Origin of the sequence: Mesorhizobium sp. ESP7-2, assembly GCF_020164715.1 — a bacterium.
Classification (GTDB): domain Bacteria; phylum Pseudomonadota; class Alphaproteobacteria; order Rhizobiales; family Rhizobiaceae; genus Mesorhizobium.
The window spans coordinates 21,971-36,910 of sequence record NZ_JAIUGQ010000053.1 but is presented as its reverse complement, the minus strand read 5'-3'; the positions used below and the strand labels follow the sequence as shown (position 1 = coordinate 36,910).

The following is a 14,940-nucleotide window of genomic DNA, read 5'->3' as shown; positions in this document are numbered from 1 at the left end:
CTCCCAGCATGCATGTTGAATCAGAACTGCGATGATTTGGGAATCCCACGACTCTTATAAATCTCATCCCGCTCTAGGCGTATTCGACGGCGACGCCGACGCGCTGTTCGGCATCATTGCCGACCGCTCCGTCGACGAATTCATCCGCGACGGTGCATTTGGCGCGGTGACCTTTTTGACCTGGGAAGGTCGCATCGAGCGCGACCGGACGCGGGATTTCGTAGAGCGGTTCTACAAGGAGAGGTTGGCCGACGACTGGGATTATGCATGGGTCGGCTGGCTGAAGGCCATCGCGATGCTTGCCTTGCGAGACCTCGTTCCGCTTGTCTACAGCGCCTGGGACGAGGGCCGTATACCGGAAGATGTGCTTGAACGCAGCGATTTCGAAAGCGACCTGCGGGAAGCCGAGCAACAACCCGGTGACATTGGCCGGTTCGACCGCGCCAGTCTGAGTTACATCGAGGATGTCCTTGTGGCGCTGGATTGGACCCGCGGCCTTGGCGGCGACGATGGCTTCGAGCTCGACGAGGACGATGACGGGCAGTCCTCATTGGCGGACTCGATATGGTCGAATGTAACGCCGGTCACGAACCCGTGGCGCGACGTTGGACGCAACAATCCGTGTCCTTGTGGCAGCGGCATGAAATTCAAGAAATGCTGCCTCACCAGCTGAGGCGCCGAATTTCAAAGACAGTTCCGATATTGCCGTGTCATTCGGTGGCGTGCGCCGCGATCGCACTGAGAAATATCTCACCGAACTCCTTGAGCTTCGCCGCGCCGACGCCGTTCACCTCGGCGAAATCGTCCAGATCGCGTGGTCGCCGCTCGGCCATGTCGATCAGCGTGCGGTCGGAAAACACCACATAGGCCGGCACCTGGCGCTCCTTGGCCAGCCGCAGCCGCAGCGCCTTGAGCGCCGCCAGCAGCGAGGCGTCCACGCCATCGGCGCCGGCGGCGGAGCCTTCCCCGGAACGCTTCCTGCCGCGCGCGAGAGGGTCCCGTGTCTCGACGCGATACTGGAATGCCACCTCGCCGCGGCCGAGCGCACGGCCGCTTTCGGAGATGGCGAGGCCGCCATGGCCCTCGGGATCCGGCATAAGGAACCCGCCGGCAACCAGTTGCCGGATCAGCGACAGCCACACTGTCTTCCTGTGCGCGGCGCCGGTGCCAAAACTGCTTAGCGTCTGATGGCCTCTGGCCAGCACCTTCTCGGTCTCGTGGCCAAGCAGGATGTCGATGACATGGGCCGCGCCGAAGCGCTCGCCGCTCTGCGCGACCGCGGCGAGGATGTTCCGCGCCTCGGCACTGCCATCGGCGCGCGGCGCCTGGTCGAGGCAGTTGTCGCAGTTGCCGCAGGCTTGAGCCTCTTCGCCGAAATAACCGAGCAGCACCTGGCGCCGGCATTGCGCCGTCTCGCAATAGCCGATCAGCGTGTCGAGCCGGCGATGCGATCGTCTCTTGTGCTCGGGTGAGGCGTCCTCGTCGTCGATGAACAGCCGCCGCATGCGGATGTCGCCAAGACCGTAGAGCATATGCGCCTCGGCCTCGCGTCCGTCGCGGCCGGCACGACCGATCTCCTGATAATAGGCTTCCAGGCTGCCCGGCATATCGGTGTGGAAGACATAGGCAACGTCGGGTTTGTCGATGCCCATGCCGAAGGCGATGGTCGCAACCATGACGACGCCGGACAGTGTCATGCAGGCGTTTTGATTGGCCTCACGCGCCTCCTTGCTCATGCCGGCATGATAGGCAAGCGCTCTGACGCCGTTCTTCTCGAGGAACGCCGCCATCTCTTCGGTCTTCTTGCGCGACAGGCAATAGATGATGCCGCTCTTGCCCGCATGACGCTCTATGAACCGCAGCAATTGCCGCTTGCTATCCTGCTTGGACTCGATCGCCAGCTTGATGTTGGGCCGGTCGAAACCCAGCACCAGGGTTTCGACGCGCTCGGCGAACAGCCGGGCGGCGATGTCGCCGCGCGTGCTCTCGTCGGCCGTCGCCGTCACCGCGATGATCGGCACATTGGCGAAGATGCCACGCAACCGCGACAGGTCTTCATATTCGGGCCGGAATGCCGGGCCCCATTGCGAGATGCAATGCGCCTCGTCGATGGCGATCAGGCTGACGTCGAGCCTGGAGAGCGCGTCGAGCATGCGCTCGGTCATCAGCCGCTCCGGAGCCAGATAGAGCAGCCGCGTCTGGCCCGATGCCACGCGGCGCCAGGCCGCTACATTGGCCTCGCGGTCGAGCGCGGAATTGATCGTATCGGCGGCGACGCCGGCAAGCCGCAGCGCCGCGACCTGGTCCTGCATCAGCGCCACCAGCGGCGAGACGACGAGGGTCAGCCCACCCAGAACCAGCGCCGGAACCTGGTAGCACAGCGATTTTCCGGCGCCCGTCGGCACGACGGCCAGCACATGGCGCCCGTCGAGCAACGCGTCCATGACGTCGGCCTGGCCTGGCCGGAAATCGTCGAAGCCGAACACGTCCTTCAGGACGCGCCGCTTGCGATCCTCGGCCAGAATGCCGGTTGCCTGCGTCATTCAGCCAATTCCGTCGTCAATATGCCGGCCGAATTGTCATAGCCGAACTCCCGGCAGAAGCCGTCCACGCGCTCGAGAAACGACGGCGGCAGGCCGCGCAGATAGGTCCTGAACGCTTCATTGCGCTCCCATTTTCTCAGCGAGGTGGACCTGATGGGATTGTTTGCATCGCGGCTGAAGAGCGTAGCCGGCGCCAGGCCGAAGGATCGGGCAATCCTCGCCTGCGCGATGTCCGGTTCGGCGATCACGTCCTCATAGCGCAAATAGGAGATGACTCTCTCCGGCTGGGCCTGTCGCAGCCGTATCAAACCATCATACTCCGCCTCCCAACGCTCCATGGTCACGTGAAAAGGCCGCAGATCGACGGTCTCCGGATGAGAGCTGGTCAGCACGTCGAAAGGATGCCGTACGCAATAGATCAGGCCGACCGAGGCGGGCAAATCTTCAAGATCCCTATAGCTCACGAAAGTGCGTTTTACGACCAGGTTGGCTTGGTAGCGATCCAGCTCGATCAGTGTCTGGTGCGGCGCTTCGCTGATATGGACATAGATATCCTCAAAACAGCCCATCAGATTGAGGCTGAGCGTGGTGCCGCTGCGCGCGCAGCCGGCGATGAAAATTCTATTTCGGGGTCTCATTGCCGAAGGCAGCATTGGCGCCTTCTGTCGAAGGTGCCAGAAAAGCCGCCTTGCGCGGCGGCGTAACGCCGCGATCGGCTTCCGGGCCGCCGCAGCTTGCACCTCGGAAAAACCAAGCTCGGCCAGGGCGATTCCGCTTTCTCCGGCGACCGCATAGAGCAGCCAGGTCTGATTATCCTGCTCAAAAATGGCCGGATCGCGTAGCGCGTTTTCGCTGTCCTGGGCTAGGCCGGTCCGACTGGGGCGGATCGGCAAGCCGGCCCCTTCGAACTCCGTCAGCGGCCGCAACACTTCGCTGTCGCCCCGCACGGTCCAGTCCCGCCAATCCTCGGCGAGATCGATTGTGCCGTAAAGGATCCGTTCCGGCGCGTCGCCCCGACGCGTGTAATAGACCCGCAGCCAGCGGCCGGATTTCTGCAGCGCGACATGCCGTGGGGCGAGGTCGTGCCGCATGGCAGGCAGCACGACCGGACCCCGTTGAAAATCCGAAATGCCGTTTCTCGATCGATAGACGGTGATCGCTCCCGTCCCAAGCAAACCGTACCACCAGCCATCGTGACGGAAGATGCGCGCGTAGGACGGCCCGAGCGGCTCGGAAAGCGGAGTGAAACGAAGCCCGTCGACGGATGTCGCGGCGAAGGTCATCTGGCCTTCACCGGATTTTGCCGGGCCGTGAAAATACATCACGAAATGGCGAAGCTTCTGGTCGATGTGAACATCGGGCGAGGCGATATGCCCGACGATGAATGGACATTGATCAAGAGACAGCACACCGCCGGGGTGGATGCGCCAAGGCCCATGCAGCGAATCGGAGTAGGCGAGGCGGATATAGGCCCCCGTGTGGTCCGCGAAGTAGAGATAGTAGGCACCAAGCCGGCCGGGCACCCATTCAGGCATGCTGATCAGCGACGGCCCGTTGATGTTGGCCCCGTCATTGCCGGGCAGCATGTCCGGCGTAATGATGAGTCCGTGTCGCATGGCGGTGACACGAATTTGCGGAATCATGCGCCACGCGCCCTTGTCGGAGATTTCAGCTTGCCGCATTCGATACAACGGCATGGATGCAAACGGAAGGTCAAACAGCCATGTGAGCCTCGCCTCTCCTTGCGGCATGTGCTCCTGGCTGGATTCAGGCTGGCCCTGAGGTAAGCTGGGCAGGAGCAAGGAGAGCGCGCGATGCTGCAGGTGAGACAGGATGTCCTCGGCGAGCGGTTCCGGCTACAGCGCGCCGCCTTCGAGAAGCAGCCCTTTGCCGACCTCGGCCTGCGAAAGGACCGTCTCAGGCGCCTGTTGGCGCTGACCGAGCGGCACGAGACCGAAATCTGCGCCGCGATCGACGCCGACTTCGGCGGCCGCTCGTCGCACGAGACGCGGCTTGCGGAACTGTTTGTCGTACGCGCCGGCGTTCGCCACGCCCTTGCGCATGCCGGCGGCTGGATGCGGGAGCGTCGTGTCGCCACGACCTTGCCCTTCCTGCCGGGCAAAAATCGCCTTCTGCCGCAGCCGCTCGGCGTCGTCGGTATCGTATCGCCCTGGAACTACCCCTTTCAGCTTGCCGTCGCGCCGGTCACTGCTGCGCTCGCCGCCGGCAACCGCGTCCTGGTAAAGCCCTCCGAACTGACGCCTGCTTTCTCCGAGCTGCTGGCCAGACTGGCCGGCGAGCACTTTGCGCCGGATGAGCTCAGCGTCATCACCGGCGATGCCGAGATGGGCAGGGCCTTCGTCTCGATGCCGTTCGATCATCTGCTGTTCACCGGATCGACCGCGGTCGGCCGCCAGGTCGCGATCGCCGCAGCCGCCAACCTGACCCCGGTCACGCTCGAACTCGGCGGCAAGTCGCCGGCGATCCTCGACGCCTCCTGCGACCTCGACGCGGCAACGGCCAGCGTCGCCTATGGCAAGCTGTTGAATGCCGGGCAGACCTGCATCGCGCCGGACTACCTGCTGGTGCCCAAGGGACAGGCAGGCAACGTCGCCGCGAAGCTCGCAATCGCCGTGGCGCGGTTCTACCCCTCGCTGCGCGACAATCCCGACTATACCGCCATCATCAGCGACCGGCATTACCAGCGGCTGCGCGCCATGATCGCGGAAGCCCGCGAGGCCGGCGCCGATGTCACCGAGATCAACCCGGCAGGCGAAGACCTCGGCACTGCGGGCCGGAAGCTTCTGCCGACCCTGATCAGCAACGCCGGCCCGGACCTGCGGCTGATGCGCGAGGAGATTTTCGGCCCGGTGCTGCCGATCGTCGAATATGCCACGGTCGACGACGCGATCGACCATGTGAACCGGGCCGACCGGCCGCTGGCGCTCTACTGGTTCGGCAACGACAGCGGCAACCGCCAACGCATCCTGCGCGAGACCGTCGCCGGCGGCGTCACCATCAACGACTGCATGCTGCATCTGGTGCAGGAGAACCAGCCCTTCGGCGGCGTCGGCGCCAGCGGCATGGGTGTCTATCACGGCGAATGGGGGTTCCGCACCTTCAGCAAGGAGAAGCCGGTCTTCCTGCAATCGCGCTTGAGCGCGGGAGCCCTTTTGCGCCCGCCCTATGGCAAGACGTTCGAACGGCTTTTCAGCCTGCTCAGACGCATCACCTGACGCGCATTAAGTCTATCTTCATCATGATCCGGCAGGTTTCCGATCCTGCGGTGATGTTTCGAGTACCGCGGCGTCATTGGCGCCCAGGCAACAAACCCGCGCTTCCCTGGAGGCGCGGGTTTTTCATTGGCCGAGAAATCGTCGGCGGCCCGGTCAGGCGAGAAAATCGGCGCGATGCGGCGTAAAACTGTCGACCAGACGCCCGGCCTCCAGCGCCCTGACGCCGTGCACCAGCCCGGAGGGAACGATGAAGCTGCCGCCGGTCTCCAGGATTTCGGTGCGGCCGTCGATGGTCACCTCGAAACGGCCTTCGGCGACATAGCTTGCCTGGACATGCGGATGCGAATGCAACGCGCCGACGCCGCCCTTGTCGAAGCCGAATTCGACCATCATCAGCTCGTCGGTGGATAGGAGCACGCGCCGGCGGTTGCCGTCCGGGGTCGGCGTCCAGGCGCCCTCGCCGGCTTGCGCGAAAGTCTTCGGCTTGGTCATTGCCATCTCCTCACCGCGCCAGCCAGCCGCCGTCCACCGGCACCACCGCGCCATGCATGTAGTTCGAGGCCGGCGCCAGCAGGAAAACGGCGGCATCGCCAATGTCTCCCGGTTCGCCCCAGCGCCCGGCGGGAATACGCCCGAGGATGGCGGCACTGCGGTCGGGATCGGCGCGCAGCGCCTGCGTGTTGTTGGTCTCGATATAGCCCGGCGCTATCCCGTTGACGTTGATGCCTTTCGCCGCCCACTCGCAGGCGAGCAGCCGGGTAATGCCAAGCACGCCATGCTTGGATGCCGTGTAGGACGCAACGCGGATGCCGCCCTGGAAACTCAGCACCGAGGCGATGTTGACGATCTTGCCCTGGCGTCCCTCGGCAAGGATGCGCCGGGCAAAGGATTGGCACAGCAGGAATGCCGTTTTCAAATTGACGTCGATGACATCGTCCCAATCGGTCTCCGTCAGGTCGACGGCATCGGCGCGGCGGATGATGCCGGCATTGTTGACCAACCCGTCGAGCGGCCCGCTTTCGTCCCAGACACGACCGAGCATCGGTCCGGCCGCGCCCGTGTCGGCAAGGTCGGCGGCAACCGCCTCGAATTGGCCGCCCAGAGCCGCGACCTTGCTCGCGGTCTCGGCCATCGACGAGCGGCCGACGCCGATCACCGCGCCCCCGGCGCGCGCGATCGAGACCGCGATGCCTTGGCCGATACCGGTGTTGGCGCCGGTCACCAGGATGCGCTTGCCGGCCAGGCTGAAGGCTGTGAGGTCGCTCACCGCAAGTCGTCCATCGCTACCGGGTCGACATCGGTATAGTCGACATTGTCGCCGGCCATCGCCCAGATGAAGGCGTAGTTGGACGTGCCGGCGCCCGAATGGATCGACCAGCCCGGCGACAGCACCGCCTCTTCGTTGCGCATGACGATGTGGCGTGTCTCGTCCGGCTCGCCCATGAAGTGGAAGACGCGCGCCGCCTCGGGCAGGTCGAAATAGAGATAGGCCTCCATGCGCCGGTCATGCACATGGCACGGCATGGTGTTCCAGATCGACCCCGGCGCCAGCTGCGTCATGCCGACGACGAGCTGGCAGGTTTTTGTTCCCCCGGCATGGATGAACTGGAAGATCGAGCGCTCGTTGCACGCCTCGTTGCTGCCGAGGTCGAGGCGTTTGGCGTCATCGAGGCGGATCAGCCGGCTGGGATGAGCCTGGTGCGCCGGCGCGCTGAGCAGGTAGAACTTGGCCGGCGCGGCCTTGTCGGCCGAAGCGAATGACACATCGCTGGAGCCCATGCCGAGATAGAGCATGTCGCGCGCCTGCAGGTCGAAGGACTGGCCGCTGGCTTCGATCGTGCCGCCGCCGCCGATGTTGACGGCGATCAATTCGCGCCGGTCGAGAAAACCCCTGGTGCCGGTCGGCTTGATCGCCTCCAACGGCAATGCCGTCGCCACCGGCATGGCGCCGCCGACGATCATGCGATCGTAGTGAGTATAGGTCAGGCTGATGCGGCCGGGCTGGAAGAGGTCTTCGATGTGGAAATTATGGCGCAGTTCGTCCGTTCCCATGGCGGCGGCCGCGGCCGGGTCGATGGCGAAGCGCGATGTGTAGTCGGTGTGGTGGTTCTGACTCATCTCTGTCCTGACTGCTGGTGGATCATTCGCCGGCGGCCGCCTTGACCGAACTGGCGTAATAGGCCTGCCGCGCCTGCAGGCGCTCGCGGTAGCGCTGCTGGCTGGCGCCGAGATGGGTGCGCATCGCCTCACGCGCGGTTTCGGCATCGCCTGAAGTGATCGCGTTCAGGATCACCAGATGCTCGCGCTGCAGCCCGCGCTGGTAGCTGTCGGACTGAACCAGTTCGGTCGACCAGGGCGAGGTCACGTCGCAAGGAATGGCGCGGCGGCCGAGCACGTCGAGCATCTCGACATAGAACGGATTGTTTGTGGCGCTGGCGATGGCGCGGTGGAAGGCAAGGTCGGCGGGTCCGGTCGGCTGGCTGTCGAGCAGCATCCGCTCGAACTCGAAGAAGGCCTCCTGGATCGCCGCCTCCTGCGCTGCGTTGCGACGGACGGCGGCGAGCCCGGCCGATTCGATCTCGATCGCCAGCCGCACCTCGAGCACGTTGAGCGCGATGGAATCCTTGTTGCCCATGTCGGCTGCCAGCGCGCCGAACATGGTCGAGATGTGCTCGGTGACGAAGACCCCGGCGCCCTGCCGCGGCTCGACGAGGCCGTCGGCGGCAAGCTTGGCCAGCGCCTCGCGGATGACTGTGCGGCTGACGCCGAAGGTCTCCGTCAGTTGGCCCTCGGTCGGCAACTTGTGGCCCGGCAGGATCTCGCCCGCCTGCAACTGCCTGCGGATCGCCGCCACGACGGTTTCCGACAGCTTGGGTTTTCTCTCGACCCTGAGGTCGTTTGCGGTCTCGGACACGTAGTGACCTCCTAGAGCAATTCCAGGAAAGGCGCGTAGCGGTTTTCCCTGTGGAATTGCGTGAAAACAAAGAGTTAGAGCGGTTCAGCGATTCCACCGATCGCTGAACCGCTCTAATGGAACAGGCCCGGCAGCCACAATGAGATTTCCGGTATGTAGGTGACGAGCATCAGCACGGCGAAGGCGGCGCCATAGAATGGCCAGATCGAGCGCATCGCCGTCCAGATCGGAATACGGCCGATGGCGCAGCTGACGAACAGCACCGCGCCGACCGGCGGCGTGCAAAGGCCGATGCCGAGATTGAGGATGAGGATCACGCCGAAATGCACCGGATCGACGCCATAGGCCATGACCACCGGCAGGAAGATCGGCGTCGTGATGATGATCAGCGGCGACATGTCCATGAACGTGCCGAGGATGAGCAGGATGAGATTGAGCAGCAGCAGGATGACAAGCTTGTTGTCGGATACCGATTGCAGGAAGGCGACGAGCGAGGCCGGCACCCTGAGATAGGCGAGCAGCCAGCCGAAGGCGGCCGCGCAGCCGATGATCATCAGCACCATCGCCGTCGTGCGCACCGCTGCCGTCGTGGCCGCGACGAAGTCGCTCCAGCTCATCGAGCGGTAGATGATCAGCGTCACCAGGAAGGCATAGACGATGGCGATGCAGGAGCTTTCGGTGGCGGTGAAGATACCCGAACGGACGCCGCCGAAAATGATGCCGATCAGGATGAGGCCGGGAATGGCGGCGACAAGCAGCTGCAAGGCCCGGCCGAAGCCGGCGAAGGGCTCCGTCGGGTAGCCGCGGCGGCTGGCAACCCAATAGGCCGTTATCATCAGCGACAGCGCCAGCAGCAGACCCGGCAGCACGCCCGCCGTGAACAGGTCGGCGATCGAGATACGGCCGCCGGCCGAAATCGAATAGATGATCATGTTGTGGGACGGTGGAATGAGAAGGGCGATGATGGCGCCGACCGACGTGATGTTGACGGCATAGTCGACGCCGTAGCCGCGCGCCTTCATCTGGGGGATCATCAGTCCGCCGACTGCGGAGGCATCGGCCACCGCCGATCCCGAAATGCCGCCGAACAAGGTCGATGCCGCGATGTTGACCTGCCCCAGACCGCCGCGCAAATGGCCGACCAGGGAGCCCGCCAGAGCGACCAGCCGCGCGGCGATGCCGCCACGCACCATCAGGTCGCCGGCGAAGATGAAGAACGGTATGGCCATCAGCGAAAAGACGCTGACGCCGGAATTCAGCCGCTGGAATACCACGACCGGAGGCAGGCCGAGCGTGAGGATCGTCGCGAAGCTTGCGACGCCGAGGCAGAACGCGATCGGCGTGCCGATGATCAGCAGGAAAACGAAGGTACCGAAGAGAACGGTGAGCGCCATGGTTCAAAGCTCCTCGCCGGTCGCATGGATGTCGGCGTCGACGGGCAGGCCGGCAAAACGCCCGGCCAGTCGTTCCAGCGAAAAAAGGCATACCAGCGCGCCACCCAGGATGACTGGCAGGAAGCTGACGCCCCCCGGCAAAGTCAGCGAAGGCATGACCGTGTTCCAAGTCAGCCTGGCCAGTTGTACGCCGTAGACGATCATGCCGGCGCCGAAGGCCAGCACGACAAGATCGGAAATGCTGCGCAGCACCGCCTTGGCCGAGCCAGGCAGGACATAGAGCAGCACGTCGAAGCCCAGGTGCGTGCGCTCGCGCACGCCGACGGCGGCACCGAGAAAAATGAACCAGCCCATCAGCAGCACCGAGAAGGATTCGGTCCAGCTCGGCGAACGGTTCAGCACATAGCGCGAGAACACCTGCCAGAAGATGATGATCGTCATCAGCGTCAGCCCGGCGCCGCTGACCCAAAGTGCCAACCGGGCAAGCCCGGAGAGCACCCGTTCCGCGCTCAGCCAGAAGCCTCGCATGGCCGACGCGCCCGAAGGCAGCGCGGGGACCTCCGCGCTGCTCGGTCCGTTGCCCGTGCCGTTCATTTCTCGGCCTGTATACGGGCGGCCAGGTCCTTCAGCTCGGGTGTCGACAGGTACTTGTCGTAGACCGGCTTCATCGCGTCGATCAGCGGCTGCTTGTCGATCTCGCTGACCTTGACGCCCGCGGCCTCGACGATGCCGCGCGACTTCTTCTCCTGCGCGTCCCAGAGTTCGCGCATCTTGACGACGCTGTCCTTGGCCGCCTGGCGCACGATCGCCTGGTCTTCCGGCGACAGCTTGTCCCAGCTTGCCTTCGACATGACCAGCACTTCCGGCACGATCTGGTGTTCGTCCATCGTGTAATGCTTGGCGACTTCGTAGTGCTTGGCGGATTCGAAGCTCGGCCAGTTGTTTTCGGCGCCATCGATGACGCCGGTCTGCAGCGCCGAATAGACCTCGCCATAGGCCATCGGCGTCGCATTGGCGCCAAGCGCGTTGACCATGTCGACGAACACGTCGGACTGGATGACGCGGAACTTCATGCCTTTCATGTCGGCCATCGAGGTGATGTCCTTCTTGGTGTTGTAGAAGGACCGCGCGCCGGAATCGTAGAAGGCGAGACCGACGAGATCATGCGCCTCGAACGCCTTCAGGATCTGGTCGCCGATCGGCCCGTCCATGACGTGGCGCATGTGCTCGACGGAGCGGAACATGTAGGGCAGCGACGGCACGGCGGTCTCCGGCACGATGCCGTTGAACGGTCCCATCGAGACACGGTCGAGGTCGATGACGCCGGCCTGGGTCTGTTCGATCGTGTCCTTCTCCTCGCCGAGTTGCGCCGAGTGATAGACCTCGATCGAATAGCGGCCGGCGGTGCGCTGCTTGATCAGGTCGCCCATGTACTTGACCGCCTCGACGGTCGGGTACCCGTCCGGATGGGTATCCGAGGATCGCAGCACGGTTTCGGCATTGGCTATGCCGATCAGCAGCGAGCCGAAGGCAAACGTGGCCGCCGTCAATTTCGAGAAATGCAACATTACTGACTTCCTCCCTTTGAAAATCGAAACGTCCGGCTCAGAGCCGGTACGCATTCTTGGCAAGCGTGTAGGCAAGCTCCTTCGCGAGTTCATGCGCCTCGTCCTCACGCAGCCGGTGCTCGGCGACGAGACGCGCCAGGAACGCGCAATCGACGCGGCGCGCCACGTCGTGACGGGCGGGGATCGACGGAAAGGCGCGGGTGTCGTCGTTGAAGCCGACCGTGTTGTAGAAGCCGGCGGTCTCGGTCGTCATCTCGCGAAAACGGCGCATGCCTTCCGGACTGTCGTGGAACCACCAGGCCGGCCCGAGCCTCAGCGCCGGATAGACGCCGGCCAGCGGCGCCAGTTCGCGCGCATAGCTGGACTCATCCAGCGTGAACAGGATGACGGTGAGATCGCGCTCCAGCCCGACACAGTCGAGCAGCGGCTTCAGCGCCGTCACATAGTCGGTGCGCGTCGGGATATCGAAGCCCTTGTCCCTGCCAAATTTCTGGAAAACGCCAGGGGAATGGTTGCGCCAGGAGCCCGGATGGATCTGCAGCACCAGCCCGTCATCCCGGCTCATCTTGGCCATCTCGGTCAGCATCTGGGCGCGAAACAGCTTTCGTTCGCGCTCGTCCTGCGAGCCGGCGCGGACCCGGTTGAACAACTCCTGCGCAGCGGCATCGGACAGATTGGCGGTCTCGGCCGTCGGATGGCCGTGATCCGTCGAGGTCGCGCCGAAACTCTTGAAGAAGGCGCGCCGCTGGCGATGCGCGTCGAGATAGCCGGCCCAGGTCCCGGTGTCGCAGTCGGTGATCTCGCCGAGCCGGTCCAGATTGGCCGAAAAACCTTCGAAATCGGGATCGACGACGGCGTCCGGCCGATAGGCGGTGACGACGCGGCCCTCCCAGCCGCTGTCGCGGATCACCTGGTGCCATTTGAGATCGTCGAGCGCGCCTTCGGTCGTCGCGATGACCTCGATGTTGAAGCGTTCGAACAGCGCGCGAGGACGGTAATTCTCCCACTGCAACACCGTCGCGATCGTGTCGTAATGGCGATCGGCGGTTGCGGCGCTCAACGGCTCTTCGATAGCGAACAGATCCGCGAGCACATGGTCGAACCATAGCCGGGTCGGCGTGCCACGGAAGAGGTAGTAGTGCTCGGCGAACAGCCGCCAGATCGCCCTGCCGTCGGTTTCGACGGGCGCACCATCGAGGGTCGGTACGCCGAGAGCCTCCAGCCGCACGCCCTGGCTGAACAGCATGCGAAAAATATAGTGGTCCGGCACGATGAGCAGCTGCGCGGGATCGGGGAACGGCTCGTTCAGCGCATACCAGCGCGGGTCGGTGTGGCCGTGCGGGCTGATGATGGGCAGGTCCTTGATGCCGGCATAGAGATCGCGGGCGATCGAGAGCGGACGCGCCTCGGCTGGAAACAGCAAATCCGCATTGATCAGTGCCACGGCCATCCTCCCGGCCCTATCGGTAGGGTTGACCAGAAATAATGTCAACATACAAAAATTGGATTGTTGTATGATGACTTTTGAGCAAAGCTGAGCATTGTCGGGGAACGCCGCCGGTGTTACGCCGCCAGTGTTCCGCGGCTTGCGATCCGCCTCCGGATCACCGCCGTTCCATGACCAGCCGTTTCACGAGATGAGTGCGCGAACCGATGACAGACCGCCGCCTTTCCAACCGCACGGCGCCCGCATTGCCGGCCAAGGTCGCCGCTCCTCGATACGATCGCGGTGCGATTGCACCGGGCATCGTGCATCTGGGCGTCGGCGCCTTTCACCGCGCCCACCAGGCCGCCTATGTCGATGAATGCCTGGCGGCCGGCGAAATGGGCTGGGGCATAACAGGCGTGTCGCTGCGCAGCGCCGACACGCGCGACGCGCTGGCGCCGCAGGATGGGCTTTACACACTGGCGGTCCGCGGCAGCGGCGGCGAGAAGCTGCATGTCATCGGCTCCATCGGCTCGATGCTGGTGGCGCCGGAAGACCCGGCCGCGGTGCTGGCGGTGCTGACCGATCCGCGCATCCGCATCGTGACGCTGACGATCACCGAGAAAGCCTATCTGCGAGCGGCCGGCGGTGGGTTGGACGCGGCGCATGCCGACATCGTCCACGACCTGGCCAATCCACAAAAGCCGAAGACGGCGCATGGCTTTCTGACCGAAGCGCTCGCCCGGAGGCTGGCTGCCGGCACCCCGCCTTTCACCGTGCTTTGTTGCGACAACCTGCCCGCCAACGGCGCCACCTTGCACAGGCTGCTGATCGAATTCGCTGAATTGCGCGATGCCGGTCCTGGTTCGGCGGGCGATGCTAGGATCGCCGGCCACATCGCCGGTCAGGTCGCATTTCCCTCGAGCATGGTCGACCGCATCGTGCCGGCCACGACCGATGCCGACAGGGCGCGGATATCAGGTGAACTTGGTATCGAGGACGCCTGGCCCGTGATGACCGAACCCTTCAGCCAATGGGTGATCGAAGACAGTTTCCCCACGGGCCGCCCGGCTTGGGAAAAATTCGGCGTCACCATGGTCGGCGATGTCGCTCCCTTCGAGGACATGAAGCTGAGGCTTCTCAACGGCGCGCATTCGGGCATCGCCTATCTCGGCCTGCTCAGCGGCCACCCCACGGTCGATCGCGCCTTTGCCGATCCGGCGATAAGGCGGTTCGTCGATGCGCTGTGGGAGGAGGCCAAATCGACATTGCCGGACGATGCCGGCCTCGACACGTCAGCCTATACGGCCGAGCTTGCCGAGCGTTTTTCGAACACGGCACTTGCCCACCGCACGGCGCAGATCGCCAATGACGGCAGCCAGAAGCTGCCTCAGCGCATCATCGCCTCGGCCATCGAGTGCCTCGAAGCCGGCACCGAGCTGGTCCATCTCACGCTCGTGGTGGCAGCCTGGATCGCTGCCTGCGCGGCGCGGGGAAAGAGCTTGCCGGAGGGCCATTTCACCGATCCGCTCGACACGCCGCTGACAGCGCTTCTGGATCAGCAGCTGCCGGCGAACGAAACCGTGACGACGGTGTTCGATCTGGCGGGCTTCGCCAGGGATCACGCCGAGCGCCAGACGCTGATCGAACTCGTCGCCGTCCATCTCGTCCACCTGCGGCGGGACGGCACGACTTTGGCTTTTGCTGCACTCGGCATCGAAGGTGAAGGGCCGTAGGGCGGAGCTGGCACGGATAAGCAGAGGGCACAGGACTCTGATGTCGGCGCGACAGCGTCGCCGCTGCGTGAACTCTCGCCATCTCAACAAACAAAAAAGCGGGGCAAGGCCCCGCTTTTTCAC

13 protein-coding genes are annotated in these 14,940 nt (G+C 64.3%); 3 read left to right on the top strand and 10 right to left on the bottom strand.

Annotated features, from left to right (window positions below):
- Positions 1-31 precede the first annotated feature (31 nt).
- The gene (locus LB543_RS30675; protein ID WP_224616873.1) at positions 32-673 is read left to right on the top strand and encodes a DUF1186 domain-containing protein; all 642 of its coding nucleotides are present in this window, start codon (positions 32-34) and stop codon (positions 671-673) included.
- Between the two features lie 37 nt (positions 674-710).
- Here the strand turns inward: LB543_RS30675 and recQ are convergent, their stop codons facing one another.
- Together recQ and LB543_RS30665 are read right to left on the bottom strand one after the other, a co-directional pair.
- Complete coding sequence (recQ, locus tag LB543_RS30670; protein WP_224616871.1) at positions 711-2,543, bottom strand: DNA helicase RecQ; 1,833 nt, start codon at positions 2,541-2,543, stop codon at positions 711-713.
- The gene (locus LB543_RS30665) at positions 2,540-4,294 is read right to left on the bottom strand and encodes a hypothetical protein (RefSeq protein ID WP_224616869.1); all 1,755 of its coding nucleotides are present in this window, start codon (positions 4,292-4,294) and stop codon (positions 2,540-2,542) included. The genes recQ and LB543_RS30665 overlap by 4 nt, the downstream gene beginning before the upstream one ends.
- A gap of 63 nt (positions 4,295-4,357) precedes the next feature.
- Here LB543_RS30665 and LB543_RS30660 point away from each other — a divergent pair, with 63 nt between their 5' ends.
- Positions 4,358-5,779 carry a coniferyl aldehyde dehydrogenase gene (locus LB543_RS30660; RefSeq protein WP_224616867.1) on the top strand — a complete coding sequence of 474 codons (1,422 nt, stop codon included), beginning with the start codon at positions 4,358-4,360 and terminating at the stop codon, positions 5,777-5,779.
- 153 nt (positions 5,780-5,932) lie between these two features.
- Here the strand turns inward: LB543_RS30660 and LB543_RS30655 are convergent, their stop codons facing one another.
- The 8 genes from LB543_RS30655 to uxaC all read right to left on the bottom strand — a co-directional run bounded on the left by LB543_RS30655 (position 5,933) and on the right by uxaC (position 13,105).
- Positions 5,933-6,271 carry a cupin domain-containing protein gene (locus tag LB543_RS30655; RefSeq protein ID WP_224616865.1) on the bottom strand — a complete coding sequence of 113 codons (339 nt, stop codon included), beginning with the start codon at positions 6,269-6,271 and terminating at the stop codon, positions 5,933-5,935.
- 10 nt (positions 6,272-6,281) lie between these two features.
- Positions 6,282-7,046, bottom strand: coding sequence for a 2-dehydro-3-deoxy-D-gluconate 5-dehydrogenase KduD (gene kduD, locus LB543_RS30650; RefSeq protein ID WP_224616863.1), 765 nt, complete (start codon positions 7,044-7,046; stop codon positions 6,282-6,284).
- Positions 7,043-7,897, bottom strand: a complete 855-nt coding sequence (kduI, locus tag LB543_RS30645) for a 5-dehydro-4-deoxy-D-glucuronate isomerase (protein ID WP_224616861.1) — start codon at positions 7,895-7,897, stop codon at positions 7,043-7,045. The genes kduD and kduI overlap by 4 nt, the downstream gene beginning before the upstream one ends.
- A gap of 22 nt (positions 7,898-7,919) precedes the next feature.
- Positions 7,920-8,693: a FadR/GntR family transcriptional regulator gene (locus LB543_RS30640; protein WP_140810658.1), complete on the bottom strand. Its 774-nt coding sequence runs from the start codon at positions 8,691-8,693 to the stop codon at positions 7,920-7,922.
- Positions 8,694-8,806: 113 nt separating this feature from the next.
- Complete coding sequence (locus LB543_RS30635) at positions 8,807-10,087, bottom strand: TRAP transporter large permease (protein ID WP_224616859.1); 1,281 nt, start codon at positions 10,085-10,087, stop codon at positions 8,807-8,809.
- A 3-nt stretch (positions 10,088-10,090) separates the two neighbouring features.
- The gene (locus LB543_RS30630; protein WP_140755027.1) at positions 10,091-10,615 is read right to left on the bottom strand and encodes a TRAP transporter small permease; all 525 of its coding nucleotides are present in this window, start codon (positions 10,613-10,615) and stop codon (positions 10,091-10,093) included.
- A 62-nt stretch (positions 10,616-10,677) separates the two neighbouring features.
- Positions 10,678-11,655 carry a TRAP transporter substrate-binding protein gene (locus LB543_RS30625; protein ID WP_140754914.1) on the bottom strand — a complete coding sequence of 326 codons (978 nt, stop codon included), beginning with the start codon at positions 11,653-11,655 and terminating at the stop codon, positions 10,678-10,680.
- Positions 11,656-11,692: 37 nt separating this feature from the next.
- Positions 11,693-13,105, bottom strand: a complete 1,413-nt coding sequence (gene uxaC, locus LB543_RS30620; RefSeq protein ID WP_224616857.1) for a glucuronate isomerase — start codon at positions 13,103-13,105, stop codon at positions 11,693-11,695.
- A gap of 203 nt (positions 13,106-13,308) precedes the next feature.
- Between uxaC and LB543_RS30615 the strand changes: the two genes are divergently transcribed.
- Entirely contained in the window at positions 13,309-14,817 is a 1,509-nt protein-coding gene (locus tag LB543_RS30615; protein ID WP_224616855.1) for a mannitol dehydrogenase family protein, read from the top strand.
- Positions 14,818-14,940: the final 123 nt, after the last annotated feature.

Coding starts and splice junctions, on each gene's coding strand:
- LB543_RS30675 (WP_224616873.1), top strand. CDS start 32: ATGATTTGGGAATCCCACGACTCTTATAAATCTCATCCCGCTCTAGGC.
- recQ (WP_224616871.1), bottom strand. CDS start 2,543: ATGACGCAGGCAACCGGCATTCTGGCCGAGGATCGCAAGCGGCGCGTC.
- uxaC (WP_224616857.1), bottom strand. CDS start 13,105: ATGGCCGTGGCACTGATCAATGCGGATTTGCTGTTTCCAGCCGAGGCG.
- LB543_RS30635 (WP_224616859.1), bottom strand. CDS start 10,087: ATGGCGCTCACCGTTCTCTTCGGTACCTTCGTTTTCCTGCTGATCATC.
- LB543_RS30665 (WP_224616869.1), bottom strand. CDS start 4,294: ATGCCGCAAGGAGAGGCGAGGCTCACATGGCTGTTTGACCTTCCGTTT.
- LB543_RS30615 (WP_224616855.1), top strand. CDS start 13,309: ATGACAGACCGCCGCCTTTCCAACCGCACGGCGCCCGCATTGCCGGCC.
- LB543_RS30655 (WP_224616865.1), bottom strand. CDS start 6,271: ATGACCAAGCCGAAGACTTTCGCGCAAGCCGGCGAGGGCGCCTGGACG.
- LB543_RS30630 (WP_140755027.1), bottom strand. CDS start 10,615: ATGCGAGGCTTCTGGCTGAGCGCGGAACGGGTGCTCTCCGGGCTTGCC.
- LB543_RS30625 (WP_140754914.1), bottom strand. CDS start 11,655: ATGTTGCATTTCTCGAAATTGACGGCGGCCACGTTTGCCTTCGGCTCG.
- kduI (WP_224616861.1), bottom strand. CDS start 7,897: ATGAGTCAGAACCACCACACCGACTACACATCGCGCTTCGCCATCGAC.
- LB543_RS30660 (WP_224616867.1), top strand. CDS start 4,358: ATGCTGCAGGTGAGACAGGATGTCCTCGGCGAGCGGTTCCGGCTACAG.